We start from the raw sequence: 22,475 nt of genomic DNA, 5'->3' as shown, positions 1-22,475 counted from the left end.
TCCCGGATCCTTCCGCCGGCCGATGAACCGGGTCGAGCGAGGGGAGTCCCGCCGGACCAGATGGATCTGCGCGGCGGGCCCCGAGTGCGACTTCCGAATCCCCCGGGACGCAGCCCGGAGGGGGCGGATCGGTCGGCCGCAGGCGGCCCGATCGATCGCCCCCGACGACGGTCCCCGGGCCCAGGCGGACGGCCAGCCCTGGCCGATCGACGAAAGGACACCGAATCATGTCGCGGCCCAGCCTGCTCGTCCTGGCCGCCTCGATGGCGGCGGTCGCGGTCGGGTGCGCCCACTGCGATACCTGCGACGACTTCCCGGCGCCCTGCTCCGGGCCGAATTGCGGCTATCCGTACCAGGCCACCTTCCCGTTCGACGACGGCATGCACGTCGAGCCGATCGTCACCGGCCCGGTCGGGTTGTCGACCGGCCAGATCGTCTCGGGGCCGGTCGGCGCCCCCTCGGTCGTGCCCCCCTCGCCGACCCCGGCCAACGGCCCGACACCGGCGAACGGCTCGACCCCGCCCGACAGCCCTCCCGCATCCCCCAGCCCGAGCGCCGGGACGGACGGCGGCTCGACGGCCGACCCGCTCGACCTGCCGATGCCCCCGGCGTCCGACTCCCCGTTCGGCGGGCCCATGCCCAACTGATCGACGACCCGCAGGGGCCGATCCGAGTGCGGCCGAGGTCCGACCTCCCCGGCCACCTCCCTTCCCCTACCGGCCTCGATTGCGATACGTTAGCGGCATCCGAGGCGACTCATCGGCGACCCCCGAAGGGTCGCCGGCCTCCGATCCCCGGATCCGGCCGCGTCGAGGGAAGTGCTCCCATGAAACTGATCATCGCGATCATCCAGCCGACCAAGCTGGAAGCCGTCAAGCTTGCGCTGTCGAAGGTCGAGGTCTATCGCCTCACGGTCATGGACGTCCAGGGATTCGGGAGGCAGAAGGGGTTCACGGAGGTCTACCGGGGCCACGAGTTCACGGTGAACCTGCTGCGGAAGATCGAGCTGCAGATCGCCGTGAACGAGGACTTCGTCGAGCCGACGATCAATGCGCTGATCGACGCGGCCCGGACCGGGGAGGAGGGTGCGATCGGCGACGGGAAGATCTTCGTGATTCCCCTGGAAGACTGCATCCGGATCCGCACCGGCGAGCGCGGCCCCGAGGCGATCTGACGCGTCGAGACCCACGTCTGCCCGAGAACCGCCTGTCCCCGCCATCACCCCCGAATAGGCAACGAGATGACGACCGAATCCGATCCCGCTCCCGTGCCCGGCGGCCCGGACGCGGTCCTCCTGTGCTCCGACCTGATCTTCACGAGCAAGATCACCGGGACCGCCCGGGAATTGGGGCATCGGGTCCTGGTGGCGGGGACCGAGGTCCTGGCGCGGTCGATGCTGGAGCAATGGCGGCCCCGGGTGGTCTTCGTCGACCTCTCGGCGGGCGGCCTGGTCCGACCCGAGGCGTTGATCGCCTATCGGGGGATCGTTCCCGGGTCGACGTTCATCGCCTTCGGCTCCCACGTCGACACCCGGGCCCTCGACTCGGCCCGGGACGCCGGCTGCGACCCGGTCCTCCCCCGGAGCAAGTTCACCGCCGAGCTGCCCGAATTGATCCGTCATCATCTGGGACGTCCGGGCTGATCGGGGTCGGGTCCGGTTCCGGTCCCGCCTGGCCGCCGACGGCCATGATGATCGACCGTGCGAACGCCCCTCGGAGCCTCGGGCGGGGGCGGGCAGCCGGGAATCGGTGCGTCAGGTCGGTGTGGCTGACGTCCAGCATCCCGAGTCGGAGCCCGAGCTCGGGGAGGAACTGGTCGCCCGCGGCGACGAGCCCGTCGTTGGGGCCGTAGTAGGTCTCCAGATATTTGGCGACCGGGCGGCGGAACGGGGGATGTTTCGTCGGCGAGACGCTCGACTCGATGTAGAAGGTGCGCGGGCCGACGATCGGGATCGCCTCGGCCTGGGCCTCGAGCATCTCCTCCCAGAACGTCCGGGCGGCGTCTCGGGTGAGGTCGACGATCCCGCCGTGCTGGCCGCGATCGAGGCGTCTGGACTCGATGTCCCGGATCAGCCTGGCGATGGCCCGGGCCGGGACCGGCATCCGCTCGTCGATCGGACGGCCCGAGCCGACGAGGTAGTCTGCCGCCCCGCTGCCGCCGAAGGGCCCTTGCACGAGGAAGAGCGCCGAGACGCGCTCGCTCACGAAGCCCGGTTCGAGCAGGGCGAAGGCGAGTGCGTCGCAGGCCCCCCGGCTGTGGCCCACCACGACGAGGGGCTCCGGGCCCAGGTCGGCGATCCGGAGGAACTCGTCCCGGATCGCGTCGAGGTTCTCCGAGAACGTCGCATCAGAGCTGGGGGCGATCCGGTGGATCGACTCGGACGGGACGCCGAGGGATCGGAACTCCTTCTCCGCCTGGTCGAAGTAGCCGGGCATGCGTTCGTTCAGCAGCCCGAGGACGAAGACGTAGCGGAACCGGCGGGCACGATCGGCGACCGGTTCCGGGATCTCCAGACGCCCCCGGCTTGCCTCCTCGAACCAACCCTGGAAGTTCATCGGACCGATGTCCGGCGGCGAGTGGAGTCCGCCGATCAGCAAGGCAGCCTTGAGCACGAACGTCGGGGCCGGTCCCATGTGTTCCCCCCAGGGGCAGGTGGCGCATCCGGTTGCCGGGAGTCGCGTGACGACGGTCATGCTGATTGTATACCCCGCGAGGGTCCTCGGCATCGGTCGTGGGTCCCGGAATCGCACCTCGGTGAACGTGAGGGGATGCCGGGGACGGCGCAGGGAGGGGTGCGACTTCTCCCGGTCGGCCGTCGGGGATAGCCTGGTCGTCCTGGGGCGATCGGACCATCGGGCCGCCAGGTCGGGGAGGGGAGATGACTCTCGTTGACCGGATCGGGAGGAGTGCGTTCGTGGGGCTCGCCGTGGGGCTGGGGTGGGGAATCCGGGGGGATTTCGGTCACAACGTCGGGGCGATGTACCCCGGGGCGGCACTCGGGCTGGCCTTCTGCTACGTCGGCGGGCAGCGATCCTTGTTCTCCTGGATGCCGGTCCTCGCCGCCCTCTCGGCGCTGGCGATCGGCTCCGGAGGGACAATGAGTTACGGCATCCTCCACGGGTATGCCCAGTCGGACACCTTCGTCAATTACGGATACGGATTCCTCACGCTCTTCTTCCAGGGGGCGGCCTGGGGGACCTTCGGAGGGGCGCTGATCGGCCTGATGTTGGAACGTCGGCCGATGTCGACGTCCGACTGGCTGGGGCTGGCGGGGAGTATCTTCATCGGCGGCTGGCTGATCGGTTTCGCGATGATCCGCCTGCTGGGCTTCCAGATCAACCCGCCGAGGAACAACAGCTCGATCGTCTTCATGGGGGCGGCCATCGGGCAGCTGGTCTGGCTCGCCTGCAATCGCCGGCCGGTCGGGTTGCGGGGGGGATTGCTCGGCTACGTCGGCTTCGGACTGGGGATGGCGGGCGGCCGACTCCTGGGGAACCTGGCCAATGTCATGCAGGGCGAGTTCGGGTTCACGATCAACCACTGGAACGTCATGGAGGTGTCCTGCGGGCTGATCGGCGGCTTCGTCTTCACGTTCGGGATGGTCGACCGCCCCTATCCTGAGCCCCCGAAGGAGCGGAATTTCACGCTGTCCTCGGCCTACGGGATCCTGTTCGTCCTCGGGCTGATCCCCCTCTGGCATCGGGTGGCCCGGGTCGTCCCGGGGGAGAAGCTGAGGTCGTGGACCGAGGCGTTGCGGTCGAGCGGACATCCCGATCCCGAACTGTGGGCACAGACCATCCTGCCGATGATCGACGCGGCCTGCCTGTTCGGCTTCGTGGGGGCGGCGGTCTGGCTGGCGGCTCACCTGAAGGGGCGTTCCCGATGGGCCCCGCTGCCGATCCTCTGGCTCTCGGGGACGATGCTCCTCTTCCAGAATCTGAACGCGTTGTACTTCTTCACCCCCGGCAAGGCCGAACACGTCGATATGCACTTGGTTTTCTGGGTGATCTTCGGTTTGATGATCCTCTATGTCGCCTTCGCCGATCCCCGGCCAGCGGCCCTCCCGGACACGGCCGGCGGCGACGAACACAGGGGCCGTTTTGTCGCCTGGGGACTCGCCACCCTGGCGGCGTTCGCCCTGATCCTGGTCCTGGCGGGTTGGATCAACGGCGAGGTGACCATGCGGTCGGCGAACACGAGATGGCCGGAGTGGTCGTGGCGCGACGGGCCGTTCCCGGGGCGCTGAGGGACCCCGTGCCCCGGTCGACCCTCACTGGCAATCAACGCCCCCCGCCCTCGGGGTCCGATCCGATCGCGTCGAGCTTCGCGCGGAGCCGATCGAGCAGGGGCCGACCCAATGGGGACGCGAGGTCGACCTGCTCACCGGGGTCGGCGCACAGGTCGTAGAGCTGCTCCACCTCGCGAACCTGGCCGAATGTCCTGATGTATTTGAGCGAGGTCTCGTCGGTGACGGAGGCCATCGCCCCCCCGAACACGGGGGACCGGCCCGAATTCGGGGGGAAGCTGTCGGGCCCGTCGACCGAGGCGATCGCCGGGGAGGTGACGGCCGCCCCTGCCATCCAGAGGGGGACGAGCGAGGACCCCGGGAGCGTGGGGCCCGGCAGGTCGACCAGGTCGAGGATCGTCGCCGGGACGTCCCTGAGGCTGACGACCTGGTCGACGGTCCCCGAGGCCGGGATCCGCCCCGGGGCGACGAGGACCAGCGGCACCCGGAGCTGGTCCTCGAAGAGGCTGATCCCGTGTCCATACAGCCCGTGCTCCCCGAAGGCCTCGCCATGGTCGGAGGTGACGACCACGATGGTGTCGTCGAGCAGCCCCCGGCGATCGAGGTCCCGGAACAGGGCGCCGAGGCGTTCGTCCAGGTGGGCGATGCAGGAATCATAACCGTCGACCAGGAGGTCGACCCGGCCGGGCGGCGTGTCGGGCTTCCCCGGACTGAGCCACCACTCCCCGAGGAACCGGCGATCCTCGAGCGAGTCGGGGGCCTCGCCGAAGCGATGCTCGGCCCCGTCGGGCACGATGTAGGGGTCGTGGGCGTCGAAGTAATTGAGGAAGGCGAAGAAGGGGCGATTCTCCCCCGCCCTGCGGTCGAGCCATCCGAGGAAGCGGCGGTTGATCGCGTCGGCGTCGATCCTCGTATACCGCCGCAGCAGCGGAGGGGCATCCGGCCGGATCTCTTGAGAGATCGAGCCGATCCAGTCCACGATCTTTCCGCCGACCGCGGTGGTCGTCAGGACGGTGGAGAGGGTCACGGTGAGGTCTTCGTAGCGGGAGAAGCCCCGGGAGAGCCCGGTGGAGTAGGTGCAATAATAGGTGTTCGCCACGAACCCGGCCGTGTCGTATCCCCGGGCGGCCAGGGCCTCGGCCAGGGTCGTGCCGTCCGGCTCCATCGCGCCGTATCGCCCGTGGCACGCCTGCGAGGCCCATTTGCCGGTCATCAGGCTCGCGTGGGAGGGCAAGGTCCATGGGGCCGTGGAGCGGGCCCCGGTCAACGAGACGCCCTCGCGAGCGAAGGCCGCGAGGACGGGCGAGGTCGGCCGGGGGTATCCCGAGCCGTCGAGGCTGAGGTGGTCGAACCGGACCGTGTCGAGGACGATCATGAGGACGTTCGGCCCGTTTCCCATCGCCTCGGTCGCCCCCGCTGCCCCCACCCTTCCGTTCCGCCAGGTGATGACGGCCAGGAGGGCCAGGAGGAGGATCGGGGTCGAGAACCGGACCAACCGGGCGACCCACTTCGATCGACGCCGGGCGGCCGGGACGATCACGCTCGACAGTCCCAGGGCGACCAGGGCGAGCGCGCCGAGGTGGATGCCGGGCGTCAGGACGATGAGCGTCGGCAACATCGCCGCGGCGAGCAGGAGGATCGGCCCGAGGGACTCCCTCGTGCGAGGCCAGGCGGCGGACATCGCCGCGATCGGCAGCACGAGCATCGTCAGCAGGGCGGAGTCGACCAGCGGGATCATCCACGGATAGGCCCGGATCATCCCCAGGTAGGGCCAGACCTCGCCCGACCGGGCCTTCAGGAGGAATGCGGCCAGTTCCGAGGCCCCCGCGATCAGCCCCAGCCAGGCCGCCAGGGCGATCAAGCCCCCCGGCCGAGGCCCGGTGGAGCATGGGGAGTCTCCCCCCGCCCGAGGTTCCTGCGGATCCGCTCCCGACCGGATGACGTGGAAGGAATTCATCGGCGAGATTCACCAGTTCGATCGCCCAATCGATGGCCCTCCGCCCCGGAACCGAAGACTCCGGGGAAAAAGTCAGCCGACAATTCGTCCGCTGTCGCCTACAGAGTTCATTGAGCGTCACCGGCACGGTCGCCGTCCCTCTGCATCATCATTCCGTGGTGATGTCGGGAATTAATCGAGCGAGTCTGTGACGAAATCCCGCCCGGTCGCCGCGGCTCGGCCCTCGAGCCTTCGCGACCACGATTCTACGACCACGAAGCCGCCGACCCCTACGGCTGGCCCATGGAGGCACGTCCGCCCATGTTCCAACCCCTGTTCTCCTACGTCGGGCCGGAGACGATGTTGCCGCTGACCTCGGTCATGGCCGGGGCGTTCGGCGTGGCCATGATGTTCGGCCGGACGGCACTCCGGGGGATCAGGCGGGTCATGCGACGTCCGGTCCGGTCCAGATCCTCGGGTTGATGGCCCCGGATGGATGGCCCGGGGTCGGTCGCCCGACAGGTGAGAGACGTCCGAGTCGCCCCCTTGCGAGGTCGTGATTCGGTTGCGCGAGGGAGCCGGGAGGTCCGTCGATCGTGGGGGAGCTTGGGATCGACAAGGTGATCGTCGTCGGCCTCGACGGGCTTGAACCGAGCCTCGTGGACCGCATGCTCGAAGAGGGATTGCTGCCCAACCTGGCCGCGCTCCGGGAAAGGGGCGGTTACGGCCGGGTCGGCACCACGTTCCCCGCGCAGACTCCCGTGGCCTGGTCGACGTTCGCGACCGGGACCAACCCGGGTTCCCACGGCATCTTCGACTTCCTCAACCGGGACCCGGCGAGCTATCGGCTCGAACTCGCGTTGAACCGATACGACCGCTCCGGACCGCTCCAATCACCCCGGCTGGTGAACCTCCGCCGGGGTGTCCCCTTCTGGCAACTGCTGTCCGACCGGGGGATTCCGTCCTCCGTGATCCGATGCCCGTGCACCTATCCCCCCGACGAGATCGAGGGTCGGGTCCTCTCGGGCATGGGCGTCCCGGACCTCCGGGGCGGATTCGGCACGGGGACCTACTATTCGACCGAGTCGGGGCTCTCACCCGGCGAGGCCGAGCTGCTCGTGCCGCTCCCTTCGGCGTGGCCGGGAACGATCGAGACCGTCCTCCTCGGCCCGAGGAATCCCCGGACGAGGTCGGAAATCCGGGTCCCGATCTCCCTGGAACCGATCGAGGGAACTGCTCGTGTCCTGCTCCACTCCCCGGGCTCGCCCGGCACGATCGAGTTGATGCAGGGGAGGTGGAGCGACTGGTTGCGGGTCCCGTTCAAATTCGGCCTGCTCCAATCGGTCATCGGGCTCGTCAGGTTCTACCTCAGGGAGGCCGGGCCGCACCGGTTGGAGTTGTACGCTTCCCCGCTTCAGTTCGACCCGAAGGCCCCGGCGTTCCCAATCAGTCACCCCCGCTCCTATTCCGCCGACCTGGCCCGGGAGATCGGCCCGTTCCACACCACCGGCCTCTCGGAAGACCACGCCGCGCTGTCGAACGGACGCATCGACGAATCCGCGTTTCTCTCCCAGTGCGACGACCTCTGGCGGGAACGGGAGGCGATGTTCGAGCGGGAGCTCGACCGCCTCGACTCCGGCCTCCTCTTCTGCCTGTTCGGGATCCCCGACCGGGTCCAGCACCTGTTCTGGAGGCATCTGGAGCCCGACCACCCGGCCAACCGACTCCGCCCCCCCGACCGGGAGCACCGGGGGGCCATCTCCGAGGCCTACCGCCGGAGCGATGCCGCCGTGGGCCGGGCGATCCGGGCGGCGGACGATCGGACGCTGGTCATCGCCCTGAGCGACCACGGCTTCACCTCGTTTCGTCGCGGGATCAACCTGAACACCTGGCTCAATGAGCGGGGGTTATTTCATCTCCATCCGGGGTCACGGGCCGACGAAACGGACGGGCCCCCGCTGGGGGCGATCGACTGGACCCGGACCCGGGCGTATGCCGTCGGGCTCGCCGGGATCTATCTCAACCTGGAAGGCCGGGAAGGGCAGGGGATCGTTACTCCCGAGGAGGCGGGACCGCTCCGCTCGGAGATCGCCTCGGCCTTGACCGGGCTCGTCGATCCCGCAGACGGAACCATCGCGGTCCGATCGGTCGTCCCGAGCGAACACGTGTACTCCGGCCCCTACGTGGATGAGGCGGCCGATTTGCTCGTCCACGTCGAGAAGGGGTATCGCTCGTCCTGGGGCTCGGCAATGGGCCGGATGGGGGATTCGGTCTTCGAGGACAACACGAGGATCTGGTCGGGGGACCACATCGTCGACCCTGCGCTCGTGCCCGGGGTCTTGTTCTTGAACCGACCGTTCCGATCGGAAGGTGCCTCGATGATCGACCTCGCCCCCACCGTCCTCGACGCACTCGGCCTGCCCGCCGGTCCCAGGATGGAAGGGAGGTCTTTGCTGCGATGAAGACCCTGGTCATCGGCATCGAAACCGACGATCCTGACGCCCCGTTCGGCGTCCCGGGGCTCGTCCACCTCCCGCAGTTCAGGAACGAGGGGATACGCGGTGTCCTCGTCCCGGGCCCGGAGATGACCCTCGGATTCCCGTGGCAGTCGTTCGTCGCGGGTCGCGTCGTCGCCGCCTCGGGCCACGCCCCGGGAGGAGGTTCGCCGGGGCCGATGCTCTGGCACGCGCTGGATGAGGGGAACACGCGGATCGATCCGATCCTCATCGGCTTGGCGGCCGATCGGGTGACGGGCCCCGGATCGGATCACCCCGACGACCGCGATCGGAACGGGGATCGTTCGCGGTCCGGCCGGGCAATCGAGCCCGATGCGCAGATTGCTCGGACTCGATCCCGTTTCGGGTCGCTGCGGCGCTGCATGGCGACATCGCCATGGAACCTGGCGATGCTCATCGACGCCATCCCCGCACCACCCGCGATTCGGACCGGGCAGGACCGGGTGGCCGCCCGATGGCTCGCCCTGGATCAGGAGCTGGGTGAAACACTCGATCAGCTCGTCGCGCAGGAGATCGATCTCTCGGTGTTGCTGGTCGTCCTCCGGGATGCGGATCCGGAGGGGGGGACCAAGCTCGATCCCTCCCCTCCGGGGAACTTCTCGCTGACCTCGACGAAAGGGCTACCCCCTGGGGAACTCAGGGGTGCGAGTCTCATCGACCTCACACCCGCGCTCGTCGCGCTCGCCGGACGGGCGACGCCGGGCGAGTGGCTTGGGCGACCACTGACGATCGATCAACTCCCCCCGGATGCCTCCGAGGATCAGGAGGCGGTGTTCGATCGCCTCCGGGGCCTCGGGTATCTGGCCTGAGGGGCGCACAGGACCGCAGGGAAGCTGAGCGGCCGGGGTGCGGTCTCGAATCGTTCGGAGTGGCGACGACCGGCCGAAGCTGTCGACGAGAGCAGCCGAAGTCGCGATTTGCGGCGAAATTCGGATCGCCCTCCCGGCCTGAGCGTCCGGGACCGGCGTCTAATGCTACTCCGTTAAATCATACGAACGATCGACTGCTGCGGTTCGTACCGAGGGTATGAACCGGACCTACACCCCCGACTTAAACCCCGACGTCCTCGACCGCCTCGCCGCGTATGCCGCCTCCTTCCGCGCCGACTTCAACCGGCCCCGCCAGGCCGCCTGGTGCGGCGTCTACCTCCGCGGCCTGGTCCAGGACGGGGACCGCAAGAGCGTCGAGCCGATGGCCGCCCGCGTCCCCCTGTCGGAGGGGCTCGACGTCGCCGACCCCGACCAGGCCCTGCAGCAGTTCCTCGGCCAGAGCACCTGGGACGAGCAAGCGGTCCTGAGCCGCTACCGGGCCACGATGGCGGCGAAGTTCGCCGACCCGGCCGGCATCTTCGTGATCGATGACACCACCTTCCCCAAGCAGGGCACGCACTCCGTCGGCGTGCAGCGGCAGTACTGCGGCGCCCTGGGCAAGAAGGCCAACTGCCAGTGCGCCGTCAGCGTCCACTACGTCGCCCCGAGGGGGCACTACCCGCTGAACATGCGGCTCTACCTCCCGGAGGGCTGGCTGGCCGACCCGAAGCGACTGGATAAGGCCAAGGTGCCCGAGGCCGAGCGGCGGTCGCTGACCAAGGGTCAGATCGCCCTGGAGTTGCTCGACCGCATCCGCGCCGAAGGGCTGCCGGGCGGGCTCGTCGTGGCCGACAGCGGCTACGGCGTCTCGGGCCCGTTCCGCGACGGCCTGGCCGAGCGGGGCCTGCACTACGTCGTCGGCGTGACCGACGAGATGCTGGTCTTCACCGAGGAGCCGAGGTGGGACGAGCCCAAGGCCGGGACGGGCGGGCGGCCGCAGAAGCGGCGTCGCCTGGCCGAGGGCTCGCCCCGGCCGGTGGGCCTGAAGGAGCTGGCGGCGCGGACGCCGCGCCGGAAGGTGACGTGGCGGGAGGGGACCAAGGGCCCGATGTGGGGCCGATTCGCCTGGCTGCGCGTTTGGCCGGGCCAGGGATGGGCGACAGGCGATTGCGCCGGGGCGGAGCCGATCTGGCTGCTGATCGAGGAGCAGGCCGACGGCAAGCTGAAGTACGCCTTCAGCAACCTCCCGGCCGATACCAGCCGGATCCGCGCGGTGCGCCTGTGGCGGAGTCGCTGGCCGGTGGAGCTCGGGTACCAGCAGATGAAGGAGGAACTGGGGCTGGACCACCACGAGGGCCGCTCGTGGCGGGGCTTCCACCATCACGCCTGCCTGGTGATGTTGGCCTTCGGGTTCCTCACCCTGGAGCGACGCCGAGCCCGTCGGGGGCGATCCCGGCCGGGCAAAAAGGGGGAGGCCGAGCGCCGGTGATCACGGTGCCGGCGATCCGCCGGGCGTTGCAGCGGCTGCTGGCGCCGGTCAGCCGGCCGGACTGCGCGCACTGCCGGCCCTGGCTCACCCGCTCCAAGACCAAGCTAACGGAGTAGTACTAAATGCGCTCGTCGAGGCAGACGACGCGGAGCAAGCCATCCAATCGGCCGGGGCGATCGACTCGCGATCGAACGATCGACGGTCGAACTCGGCGTCAGGTCGCCTGATCCTATGGCATGGCGGTTGCTGGGATGCCAGGCCGGGAGATCAAATGGTGACGATCGGCTCCGGCCGAATCCGATGAGTTGATCGGTCGACGTACCGACGCGTGGGGAACTTGAGCCTGGGAGGCGATTGACCTCCATCCCCCTCGGTTCCAACATAGGGCACGTCCCGGGCACGACCGAGCCGCCTGGTCGCCCGTGCACGACCCCTGGTCATGCGAGGCGGGATAGCCCTCGACGCCGAGCCGAGTCCAAGCTCGAGTCCTCGGGATCGCGAAAGGCCAGGAGCAGCGATGGCGACTCGGCGAAGCGTGACGCCGGACCAGAACGTGGTTCCCGAACTCGTGATCCGGGGAACCAAGGACGAGACCTCACCCGCCCGCACCCCATCGAGCCTCAAGACTGATGACTGCAACGCTTCAATCCTCGCGAACCGAGGCCACCCGCACTCAAGCCCCGTCCCGGATCATCATCGAGGGCGTCTCGCCCCAGGTCGACGGCGGCCGATTCCCCATCAAACGGGTCGAGGGCGAGACGATCGTCGTCGGGGCCGACGTCTTCGCCGAGGGACATGACGTCATCCGGGCCGTGCTCCGCCACTCGTCGGGCGACGGCCCCTGGGTGGAAGTACCGATGACGCCCCTGGGGAACGACCGATGGGAGGCGGGATTCACCGTCGACCGGATCGGCCGATATTCCTACACCGTGGAGGCCTGGATCGATCGATTCTCGACCTGGCGTGACGAGGTCTCGAAGAAAAGCGGCGCGGGGCAGGACATCGCCAGTGAGCTCCTCGAAGGGGCCGAGATCGTCCGTCAGGCCGCCGATCGGGCCGAGGGGCACGCCGTCCGATGGCTCTCCGAACGGGCCGAGGCGATCGCCGGCGGGGGGGACCAGGCGGATCGCACCTCCCTGGCGCTCGACCCGCAACTGGCCGATCTGATGGAGCAGTACCCCGACCGTCGGGGGGGGAACACCGTCGAACCGGCATTCGAGGTCGTCGTCGACCCGCTCTACGCCCGGTTCGGGGCCTGGTACGAGATGTTCCCCCGGTCGGCCTCCCTCGAGCCCGGCCGTCACGGGACATTCCGGGACGTGGAGGCGAGGCTCCCATACATCGCGGGGATGGGCTTCGACATCCTCTATCTGCCGCCGATCCACCCGGTCGGCCGGAGTTTCCGGAAGGGCCCGAACAATACGTTGACACCCGGCCCGGGGGATCCGGGAAGCCCGTGGGCGATCGGCGCGACGGAGGGCGGTCACAAGGACATCCATCCCGAGTTGGGCACGATCGAGGACTTCGATCGTCTCGTCGAATCCGCCCGAGGCCTCGGCCTGAAGGTCGCGCTCGACATCGCCTTCCAGTGCTCGCCCGACCACCCCTATGTCCGCGAGCACCCCGAGTGGTTCCGGCACCGACCCGACGGCACGATCAAGTACGCCGAGAACCCCCCGAAGAAGTATCAGGACATCTACCCCCTCGAATTCGACGGCCCCGACTGGAAGGGCCTCTACGAGGAGCTCAGGGACGTCTTCCTGTACTGGGTCGACCACGGGGTGACGGTCTTCCGGGTCGACAACCCGCACACCAAGCCCTTCCTCTTCTGGGACTGGTGCATCGCCGAGGTGAAGCGGCGATGCCCGGAGGCCATCTTCCTCTCCGAGGCCTTCACCCGCCCCAAGCTGATGAAGCGACTGGCCAAGGGGGGGTTCAACCAGAGCTACACCTACTTCACCTGGCGGAACGACAAGCAGGGGCTGACGGAATATCTCACCGAGCTGACCACCACGAATTGCCGCGAGTACATGCGGCCGAATTTCTTCGCCAATACGCCCGACATCCTGCACGAGTACCTCCAGACGGGGGGCCCGGCCGCGTTCAAATCTCGGCTCGTCCTCGCAGCCACGATGACGGCCGCCTACGGCATTTACGGCCCCCCGTTCGAGCAGTGCGTCGGTACGCCCGTCCGACCCGGCTCGGAGGAGTACCTCGACTCGGAGAAGTACCAGGTGCGGTACTGGAACCTGGACGCCCCCGGGAACCTCACCGGCCTGATCACCAGGGTCAATCAGGCCCGACGCGAGCACCCGGCGTTGCAGTCGGATTGGAACATCCGGTTCCACCACGTCGACAACGACCGGCTCATCGCCTACAGCAAGGCGACGCCCGATCGGTCCGACGTCGTCCTCGTCGTCGTGAACCTGGATCCCCAGAATACCCAGTCGGGGTGGACCTACCTCGACCTCGCCGAACTGGGGATTTCGGGAGGGGATGCGTTCTCGGTCCACGACCTGATCTCCGGGGGCCGGTTCCACTGGCAAGGGGCCTCGAACTTCGTCATGCTCGACCCGCATCAGATGCCGGCCCACATCTTCCACGTCTCCCGATGAGCCTCCCCGTCGCCGGGAGACGCGGGTCCTCCTCGCCGAGGCCCGGCGGTCCCCATGGAGCCACGAAAGCACGATCATGGCATCAACCACCGGATCCGATCCGCTCTGGTACAAAGACGCGATCATCTATGAACTCCACATCCGGGCCTTCTTCGACAGCAACGGCGACGGCATCGGCGACTTGCCCGGATTGACCGAGAAGCTCGATTACCTCCAGGACCTCGGCGTCACGGCGATCTGGCTGCTCCCGTTCTACCCCTCCCCGCTCAAGGACGATGGGTACGATATCGCCCACTACCGCAGCATCAATCCCTCCTACGGGACGAGGCGGGACTTCAAGGTCTTCGTCCGTGAGGCCCACCGCCGGGGCCTCCGGGTCATCAACGAACTGGTCATCAACCACACTTCCGACCAGCACCCCTGGTTCCAGGCCGCCCGGCAGGCCCCCAAGGGCTCGAAGAAGCGGGACTTCTACGTCTGGAGCGACAGCGACGAGAAGTACCCGGACGTCCGGATCATCTTCACCGACACCGAGAAGTCGAACTGGACCTGGGACCCCGCCGCCCAGCAGTACTACTGGCACCGGTTCTTCAGCCACCAGCCGGATCTGAATTTCGACAACCCCCACGTGCTCCGCGCCGTGATCCGCATCATGAGGTTCTGGTTCGACCTGGGGGTCGACGGGATGAGGCTCGACGCCATCCCGTACCTCATCGAACGCGACGGGACCAACTGCGAGAACCTGCCAGAGACGCACCGGGTCCTGAAGGATCTCCGGGCCGCCTTGGACGAGAACTACCGGGACAAGATGTTCCTGGCCGAAGCCAATCAGTGGCCCGACGACGTCCGCCCCTACTTCGGCGACGGCGACGAGTGCCACATGGCCTTCCATTTCCCGGTCATGCCCCGCATCTTCATGGCGGTCCGCCAGGAAGACCGGACGCCGATCGTCGAGATCATGGAACGGACGCCGGACATCCCCGAGTCTTGCCAGTGGGCCATGTTCCTCCGCAACCACGACGAGCTGACGCTCGAGATGGTCACGCACGAGGAACGCGACTACATGTACAACGAATACGCCGCTGATCCCCAGGCGCGCATCAACCTGGGAATCCGGCGTCGGCTCGCCCCGCTGGTCAACTACAGCCGGAGGCGGCTGGAACTCCTCAACAGCCTCCTGCTCTCATTCCCGGGCACGCCGGTCCTGTATTACGGCGACGAGATCGGCATGGGGGACAACATCTATCTCGGCGATCGCAACGGCGTCCGGACGCCGATGCAGTGGACCGGCGACCGCAACGCCGGCTTCTCCCGGGCCGACTTCGCCCGGCTCTTCTCGGCGCCGATCATGGACCCGATCACCGGCTACCAGGCGATCAACGTCGAGGCCCAGCAGCGCGACCCCTCCAGCCTGCTGAACTGGATGAAGCGGATGATCGCCCTCCGCAAGCGGTACCGGGCCTTCGGCCGGGGGACGATGGAGTTCCTCAAGCCGTCCAACCGCAAGGTGCTGGCCTACGTCCGGCGCTACAAGGAAGACACCATCCTCTGCGTGGCGAACCTCTCGCGGTTCGTGCAGCCGTGTGAGCTCGACCTCTCAAGCTTCCAGGGCATGCGGCCGGTCGAGATGCTCGGCAATACTGAGTTCCCCCGCATCGGCGAGCTGCCCTATTTCCTCACGCTCGGGCCCCACGCCTTCTACTGGTTCACGCTCCACCGGTCGGACGAGCCGAACATCCTGGACGTCTCCCCGTCCGTGCCCGAGGAGACGCCGATCCCGACCCTCACGCTGGAGGGGGGCTGGGAAGGGATGCTCCGGGGCACCAGCCGACGCCGCTTGCAGGCCGAGATCATCCCGGCATTCCTCCGCCAGCAGCGCTGGTTCGCCGGCAAGGCGAGGCGGATCCGGTCGGTCGAGATCCTCGATGCGACTCATACCAAGTCGCTCTCCTCCCGCCACACGATGTTGACCGTCGAGGTCCGATACGAGGAAGGACGCCCCGAGACGTACGTGCTCCCCGTCGGCCTGGCCCTCGGCTCGGGGGGAGAGGATCTGATCTCCCACGCCCCGAAGATGGTCCTCGCCCGGGTAACGGGCCCGGACGGGGAGGGGGTGCTCCACGACTCGATCGCCGACGACGACTTCTGCCTGGCCCTGGTCGCGTCCGCGAGGGATCGCCTGGAGTTCCCGACCGGCGCCGGGCGTTATCGGGCCTACTCGACCTCCGCCATGAACGATCTCGTCGGCCAGTTCGACGTCGACTTGAAACCCCGGCGCGGTTCGGCCGAGCAGAGCAATACGAATGTGATTTTCGGGTCACGTTTGATCATGAAGTTGTTCCGACGCGTCGAGCCGGGCCTGAACCCCGAGCTGGAGATCGGCCGGTTCCTCACCGAGAAGACCGATTTCGACAACTTCCCCAAGCTCGCCGGCGCGATCGAGTACCGCCGCCCCGACACGGAACCGACGGCGGTCGCCGTCTTCCAGGAGCTCGTCTCCTTCCAGGCAGTCGGCTGGGAACACGCGCTGGATGAACTCGGTCGCTATTACGAGCTGGTCCTGAGCCGACCCGAACTCGACCCCCCCCAGGTCGGCCCCGACCCGCTCTCGATGGTCGGCACGGACGTGCCTGAGGTCGTCCGGGATACCATCGGCCTTTACCTCTCCGCCGCGGCGACGCTGGGGAGGCGGACCGCGGAGCTGCATCGGGCCCTCGCAGGCGTCCCGGGCGATCCCGCGTTCGCCCCGGAGCCCCTCGAGCCGGGCGACCTGGAGGGACTCGCCGGGGAGATCCGGCTTCAGGTCGACTCCGCCCTGGCCCTGCTCAGGGATCGACTCGAGACGCTCCCCGAGGAGGTCTCCTCCACCGCCCGGCGGATCCTGGACGCCTCGGCCGCCCTGCTCGAGCCGATCGACGCCCTGCCCCGCTCCCGGGTCGAGGCGCCGAAGACGAGGGTCCATGGCGATTATCATCTCGGCCAAATCCTCTGGTCGATGAACGATTACATCTTGCTCGATTTCGAGGGTGAGCCGGCGAAGACGCTGGCACAGCGCAGGGCCAAGCATTCGCCCGTCAAGGACGTGGTCGGGATGCTCCGCTCGTACTCGTACGCCGCGTTCGACTCGCTGTTCCGCGCCGCCCAGGATCGGGAGACCGACTTCAACCGGCTGCTCCCCTGGGCCCAGGTCTGGGAATCCTGGACCTCCGCCGCCTTCCTCACCGCCTACCTCGAGATCGCCGATCCCGCCGGGCTGGTGCCGGCCGATCGGGAGCAGTTGGCCCTGCTCATGAGGTGCTACACCCTCGACAAATCCCTGTACGAACTCCAGTACGAGTTGAACAATCGCCCCGCCTGGGTCCGCATCCCGCTCTCGGCGATCGCCTTGCTGGCCGACCGAGCCGGCCCCGGCTCGAACCCGCCGGGGCCGTCGGACGGGCCGCGTCGTTGAGTCACTTCCGCCTGGACGATGGGGAGGTGTCCCGCGTGCTCGCGGGGACCTCCCGCCGGGCGTATACGGGCCTCGGTGCCCGGCTTGTCCGTGAGGATCGCCGGGACGGGGCCCGCTTCGCCACCTGGGCACCCGGTGCCGAGTCGGTCTCGATCGTCGGCGAATTCAACGGCTGGGACCGTTCGGCGAACCCGATGACCCTGAGGGGCTCGACCGGGATCTGGGAGGGATTCGTCACCGGGGCCATTCAGGGTCAGCGATACCGGTTCGCGATCGGCGCCCCCGGCCTCCCGACGTTCGAGAAGGCCGACCCCTACGGCCTCCTCTGCGAGGCGGCGCCGGGGACCGCCTCGCGGCTCTGGGACCTGTCCGGATTCGCGTGGGGGGATGCCGGATGGATCGGCCGTCGTGCCCGATTCGATCACCTCGGCCACCCGATCTCGATTTACGAGCTGCACCTCGGTTCGTGGCTCGCGCCCGATCCGGATGGCCGGGGGCGAAGTTACCGGGAATTGGCCCCGAGGCTGGCGGACTACGTCGCCGAACTCGGATTCACCCACGTCGAACTGATGCCCCTGACCGAGCACCCATTCACCGGGTCCTGGGGTTATCAGGTCACCGGTTATTACGCGCCGACGAATCGGCACGGGACGCCGCAGGACCTGATGTTCCTCGTCGACCACCTCCACCGCAATGGGATCGGCGTCATCCTCGACTGGGTCCCGGGGCACTTCCCGCGTGATCCTCACGGCCTGTCCCGGTTCGATGGGACCTTTCTCTATGAATATGCCGATCCCCGTAAACGAGAACACGGCGAGTGGGGGACCGACGTCTTCGACTACCAGAAGGGCCCGGTCGTCAGTTTCCTCGTCTCCAACGCCGTCTACTGGCTGGAGCATTATCACTTCGACGGGCTCCGGGTGGACGCCGTCGCCTCGATGCTCTACCTCGACTACGCCCGCCAGCCCGGACGTTGGATGACGAACCGTTATGGGGGGAACGAGAATACCGAGGCCGTTCGCTTCCTCCGGCTCCTGAACGAGGCCGTCCACGACGAATTTCCCGGGGTCCTGATGATCGCCGAGGAGTCGACCTCCTGGCCCGGCGTCACCCGGCCGACCGACCTCGGGGGCCTCGGATTCGACCTGAAGTGGGACCTGGGATGGATGCACGACCTGATGAACGGGTACCTGCGCCACCCGCCCGACGCCCGGCCGGAGGCCGCCGGGCAACTCCTGATCCGTCCCCGATACATGCATGACGAGCGATACGTGTTGCCGCTGTCCCACGATGAGGTGGTCCACGAGAAGAGATCGCTCCTCGAGAAGATGCCCGGGGACGACCACGAGAAGTTCTCGAACGTGAGGCTCCTCCTGGGACATCAGCACGCCCAGCCCGGCCGCCCGCTCCTGTTCATGGGCGGCGAGACGGGTCAGCGTCGGGAATGGGACCACGATCGGGGGATTGATTGGGAGGTGCTGGAGATCCCGGCCCACCTCGGGCTCCGGCGATGGGTCCGGGATTTGAATGAATTCACCCGATCCGAGCCGGCGATGTCCCGCCTCGACGACGACCCCAGGGGCATCGAGCTCGTGGACCCGGACGGGCCGAGCCGCGGGATCTTGAGCCTCCTCCGGCTCGGCCTGCCCCCCGATCGTGTCGTCCTGATCGTGTTCAACTTCCTGGATCGGCCCCGGGCCGACGAGCGTATCGGTGTGCCCGTCCCCGGCCGCTGGGTCGAGCGGCTCAACAGCGAGTCGGCCTTCTACGCCGGGTGCAACATCGGGAACCTGGGAGGGGTCGAGGCGGTGTCGATCCCGTGGCAGGACCGGCCCTACTCGATCGTGCTCACTCTTCCGCCTCTGGGGATGCTCGCACTCGTGTCACCCTCGCCGATCGAAGGATGAGCGGTCGAGTCGCACGAGGTTCCGCCCGTCGAGCGATCCTGGACCGAGTCGCGGCCGTCGATTAGTCTACGCTCGATCGACCGGCGACGTACGGGACCGATGCCGAGGCGGTCCGACGCGAGTTGAGAGGGATCCCGATGCCCCAGATCACTCTGACCGACCTGGCCCACGACCTCTGGACCGAGAGCTTCGCCATCTCGGCGGCCGACCTGGGACTGCCGACCGATCAGGGATGGTCGATCTCGAAACGGACCCTCAGGGGAGGTCGCCGGGAAGGCGTGGACCTGATCCGGCTGCACAACGGCCAGCTCTCGATCGACATCCTCCCGACGCGAGGGATGGGGATCTGGCGGGGCCAATTCCGGGGCGATCGGCTCGGGTGGTCGTCGCCCGTGGTCGACGGCCCCGTCCATCCGTCGCAGGTGAACCTCGCCGGGCTCGGCGGATTCGGCTGGCTCGACGGGTTCGACGAGTTGCTCGCCCGATGCGGCCTGGAACACAACGGCCCGCCGATCCAGGAGGGTCCGTTCGCCCACGGACTTCACGGCCGCATCCAGAACATCCCGGCCCATTCGGTCTCGATCCAGATCTGCGACACGCCCCCCTATGAGTTGATCGTCGAGGGACAGGTCGACGAGGCACGGTTGTTCGGCCTCCGGATGCGGATGAAGACCCGGTATCGCACCGTCCCCGGCTCGAATCGGCTCTCCATCCGGGACGAATTCGTGAATCTCGGCGACAGGCCCGCCCGGCTGGCCGCGCTGTACCACTGGAACCTTGGACCACCCTATCTCGAGCAAGGCTCTCGATTCGTCGCGGCGATCCGCTCCGTCGTCCCCCAGACACCTCGGGCCGCGGAGGGGGTCGGCCGGTTCGACACCTTCGGGGCCCCCGAACCGGGCTTCGCCGAGCAGGTTTACCTGATGGAGCTCATCGGCCACGGGACGGAGGGCTCGACCCCGACGATGCTCCGATCCGCCTCGGGGGACAAGGCCGTCGTGCTGCGATTCGCCACGTCGCAACTGCCCTGCTTCACGCTCTGGAAGAATACGATGGGGCCGGGGGAAGGCTATGTCACCGGGCTCGAACCCGCGACGAACTACCCCAATCCTCGCACCTTCGAGCGTCGGCACGGCCGGTTCGTCGAACTCGCCCCGGGAGAAACCCACGTCGCGGAGCTGACGCTCGAGATCCTGGATCATCCCCAGGCCATCGCCTCGGTGGAGGCCGAGGTCGAGGCGTTGCAGGCTCGGGTCAGCCCGACGGTCCTCGACTCCCCCCAGGAGCCCCACGCCCCGGGCCCTTGAGCCATCTTCGGTTCATTCCTCGCGAAGGTACCGGGGGATGTCCCCTTCGCCCTTGAGGTGGGCGTCGAAGAACTCGATGGTCGCCCGGCGCGTCCTGACCAGTTCGGGGTCGCCCCAGCCGTGGCCGGCACCGATCATGAGTTCGACCCGTCCTCCCACCCCGACCTCGGCCATCGCCTCGGCCAGCGAGGTGGCCTGGGACGGGGGGACGAGCGGATCGGCCGTGCCCTGGAAGGTCAGGATCGGCGGGTCCCCGTCGGAGACATACGTCAAGGGAGAGGCACGCCTGGTTTCCTCCGGCTTCTCCTCTGGGGTCCCGCCGATGAGGTCGTTTCGCAAGGGGACGGAGATGTTCGGCAGGTCCTCGGCGGCAAGGTCGGTCGGGCCGAAATAATTGACGACGGCCTGGACCGAGGACGAGACCTTCGGCCTCGGATCAACCCCTTCCAGGCCGTCCTCCTCCTCCGTGACGCCGAGCAAGAGCGCCAGATGCCCACCCGCCGAGAACCCGACGGCCCCGATCCGATCCGGGTCGACGGAATACGCCTCGGCATTCGACCTCAGCCAGCGGACGGCGGCCTTCACGTCATGGATCTGCGCCGGGAAGGGATGCTCGGGGCAGAATCGATACTGGGGGGAGATGGAGACGTACCCGAAGCCCGCCAGCTCGGCGAGCAGGTCGCGCAGGTCAGCCTTGTCCCCGGCCCTCCAGGCTCCCCCGTGGATGGCGACGATCGCGGGGAATGGACCTCCCCCGCCGGTCGGCCGGGCAAGGTCCAACTTGAGTTCCTGCCCGTCGACCGTCGCATAGGTCAGGTCTTCCAGCGCCTCGAACCTGGGTTCATCCTCCTGGGCCCCGGAGTGCCGGCTCAGGAGCACGACCACCCCGAAGATGACAGGTCCGACTCGATGGAACGCGAATGATCGTGTCATGACGGAGGCCCGAATCCGGGTGTGAAGGGGATCTTATCGGGTCATCGGAGGCGATCGTTCACGGACTTACGTCACCCGATGGCCTTCGCCTGGTCGAGTCACTGGGCCGATCCGCGTCTCCTCAGAACCAGAGTGCCTTCTCCACCACATTGGCAAGCGGCTCCCCCCGGAGGAATCGCCTGAGGTTCGCGGTCAGTGCCGCGAGGTGCCTCGGGGAGACGACGGGGGAGTAACCGGCCGTATGCGGGGTGATGATCACGTTCGGGAACCCCCAGAGCGGGTGGTCCGGCGGTAGCGGCTCGACCTCGAAGACGTCCAGGGCGGCGCCCGCGATGCGTCCCTCCCGGAGCGCGTCGACGAGGTCGTCGAGGACGACGATCGCCCCGCGCCCGACATTGATGAGGTAGCTCGATCGCCGCATCGCGTCGATCGTCCTCGCGTCGAAGAGCCGCTCGGTCTCGGGGGTGTGGGGGGCGGCGATGACGACGAAGTCGCTCTGGGCGAGCAAGGAGTGCAGCCGATCGACCGACCAGATTTCCTCGACGCCTTCGAGCTTCGGGCACCGGTCGGGGAACCGGTCGACGGCATGAACGGTGATCCCAAAGGCCATCGCCCTCCGGGCGATCTCGGCCCCGATCGCCCCGAAGCCGACGATGCCCATCGTCGCGCCGGGGAGGAAGATGGTGGCGCGGTCCATCGCGTTGACCGTGCCCGGACCCGCGGCGAAGCTGACACGGGCGGACTCCCCTCCCGCGGGCTCGTATCGACGCTCGACCTGATGTCGGACGTAGGTGTGCAGGTTCCGGGCGAAGCAGAGGATGTAGCCCATGACCTGGTCGGCGATCACGTCGCCGAAGAGGCCCCTCATGTTCGTCAACGTGCAGGGATGTTCAACCAGCTCGGGGAAGATGTAATGCTCGAGGCTGGCCGTGAACGACTGCACCCAACGGAGGCGGTCGGCGCGGGCCAGCATCCGGGGGGTGATTTTCCCCAGGACCGCCTCGGCGCCCACCATGGCCTCGACCGCGGAATCCTCGTCGGCGGCGTTCTCGAATTCGGCCTCGGGGGCCGCTTCCATGAGGGCGGCCAGGCGGTCGGGCTCGACGGCGGGATGGATGACGAGCTTCATCTCGGTGGTGGATCGGTGGGGGGTTCGCCGGTCCCAGCGTCGCGATCCTTCGGGGGCCGACGGGATCGTCTCCGGTGTTCACGACGACCCAGCGTACCCCATGGCCCGTCCTCCGGCCACGAGGCACCCCGCATTTC

15 protein-coding genes are annotated in these 22,475 nt (G+C 68.1%); 11 read left to right on the top strand and 4 right to left on the bottom strand.

Translation table 11 applies throughout. From position 1 onward, the window contains the following. Positions 1-227 precede the first annotated feature (227 nt). From ElP_RS23015 to ElP_RS23005, 3 genes are all read left to right on the top strand, one after another. Positions 228-647, top strand: coding sequence for a hypothetical protein (locus tag ElP_RS23015; protein ID WP_145273617.1), 420 nt, complete (start codon positions 228-230; stop codon positions 645-647). 179 nt (positions 648-826) lie between these two features. Then, a complete protein-coding gene (locus ElP_RS23010) occupies positions 827-1,174 on the top strand; it encodes a P-II family nitrogen regulator (RefSeq protein ID WP_145273614.1) in 348 nt (115 codons plus the stop codon). Between the two features lie 66 nt (positions 1,175-1,240). Beyond that, the gene (locus ElP_RS23005; protein WP_145273611.1) at positions 1,241-1,642 is read left to right on the top strand and encodes a response regulator transcription factor; all 402 of its coding nucleotides are present in this window, start codon (positions 1,241-1,243) and stop codon (positions 1,640-1,642) included. Here the strand turns inward: ElP_RS23005 and ElP_RS23000 are convergent. Beyond that, entirely contained in the window at positions 1,590-2,633 is a 1,044-nt protein-coding gene (locus ElP_RS23000; protein WP_145273608.1) for an alpha/beta fold hydrolase, read from the bottom strand. The genes ElP_RS23005 and ElP_RS23000 overlap by 53 nt on opposite strands. Before the next feature lie 245 nt (positions 2,634-2,878). Between ElP_RS23000 and ElP_RS22995 the strand changes: the two genes are divergently transcribed. Further along, positions 2,879-4,246 carry a hypothetical protein gene (locus ElP_RS22995; RefSeq protein ID WP_145273605.1) on the top strand — a complete coding sequence of 456 codons (1,368 nt, stop codon included), beginning with the start codon at positions 2,879-2,881 and terminating at the stop codon, positions 4,244-4,246. Between the two features lie 34 nt (positions 4,247-4,280). On the opposite strand, the gene ElP_RS22990 is transcribed toward ElP_RS22995, so the two are convergent. Next, a complete protein-coding gene (locus ElP_RS22990; protein ID WP_145273602.1) occupies positions 4,281-6,203 on the bottom strand; it encodes a sulfatase in 1,923 nt (640 codons plus the stop codon). 575 nt (positions 6,204-6,778) lie between these two features. On the opposite strand from ElP_RS22990, the gene ElP_RS22985 reads away from it, so the two are divergent. The 7 genes from ElP_RS22985 (at position 6,779) to ElP_RS22955 (ending at position 20,276) form a co-directional block, all read left to right on the top strand. After that, positions 6,779-8,644, top strand: coding sequence for an alkaline phosphatase family protein (locus ElP_RS22985; protein ID WP_231749226.1), 1,866 nt, complete (start codon positions 6,779-6,781; stop codon positions 8,642-8,644). Then, positions 8,641-9,507, top strand: coding sequence for a hypothetical protein (locus ElP_RS22980; RefSeq protein ID WP_145273599.1), 867 nt, complete (start codon positions 8,641-8,643; stop codon positions 9,505-9,507). Before ElP_RS22985 ends, ElP_RS22980 begins: the two co-directional genes overlap by 4 nt. Before the next feature lie 217 nt (positions 9,508-9,724). Beyond that, positions 9,725-10,996, top strand: coding sequence for an IS701 family transposase (locus ElP_RS22975; RefSeq protein ID WP_145267809.1), 1,272 nt, complete (start codon positions 9,725-9,727; stop codon positions 10,994-10,996). 629 nt (positions 10,997-11,625) lie between these two features. After that, a complete protein-coding gene (locus ElP_RS22970) occupies positions 11,626-13,611 on the top strand; it encodes an alpha-1,4-glucan--maltose-1-phosphate maltosyltransferase (protein ID WP_145273596.1) in 1,986 nt (661 codons plus the stop codon). Between the two features lie 76 nt (positions 13,612-13,687). Then, positions 13,688-17,062 (top strand): maltose alpha-D-glucosyltransferase, encoded by a 3,375-nt coding sequence (gene treS / locus ElP_RS22965; RefSeq protein ID WP_145273593.1) that lies wholly within the window; start codon positions 13,688-13,690, stop codon positions 17,060-17,062. 26 nt (positions 17,063-17,088) lie between these two features. Then, positions 17,089-18,969, top strand: a complete 1,881-nt coding sequence (glgB, locus tag ElP_RS22960; RefSeq protein ID WP_197446299.1) for a 1,4-alpha-glucan branching protein GlgB — start codon at positions 17,089-17,091, stop codon at positions 18,967-18,969. 137 nt (positions 18,970-19,106) lie between these two features. Continuing rightward, entirely contained in the window at positions 19,107-20,276 is a 1,170-nt protein-coding gene (locus ElP_RS22955; RefSeq protein WP_145273586.1) for an aldose 1-epimerase family protein, read from the top strand. A gap of 12 nt (positions 20,277-20,288) precedes the next feature. Here the strand turns inward: ElP_RS22955 and ElP_RS22950 are convergent, their stop codons facing one another. Both ElP_RS22950 and ElP_RS22945 read right to left on the bottom strand, forming a co-directional pair. Continuing rightward, the gene (locus ElP_RS22950) at positions 20,289-21,209 is read right to left on the bottom strand and encodes an alpha/beta hydrolase (RefSeq protein ID WP_145273583.1); all 921 of its coding nucleotides are present in this window, start codon (positions 21,207-21,209) and stop codon (positions 20,289-20,291) included. Positions 21,210-21,330: 121 nt separating this feature from the next. Beyond that, a complete protein-coding gene (locus ElP_RS22945; protein ID WP_145273580.1) occupies positions 21,331-22,338 on the bottom strand; it encodes a D-2-hydroxyacid dehydrogenase in 1,008 nt (335 codons plus the stop codon). Between the last annotated feature and the right edge of the window lie 137 nt (positions 22,339-22,475).

It is taken from the genome of Tautonia plasticadhaerens, from assembly GCF_007752535.1.
In the GTDB taxonomy this organism is placed as follows: Bacteria; Planctomycetota; Planctomycetia; order Isosphaerales; family Isosphaeraceae; genus Tautonia; species Tautonia plasticadhaerens.
The sequence above is the reverse complement of the archived record's forward strand: the minus strand, read 5'-3'. Positions and strand labels throughout refer to the sequence as shown.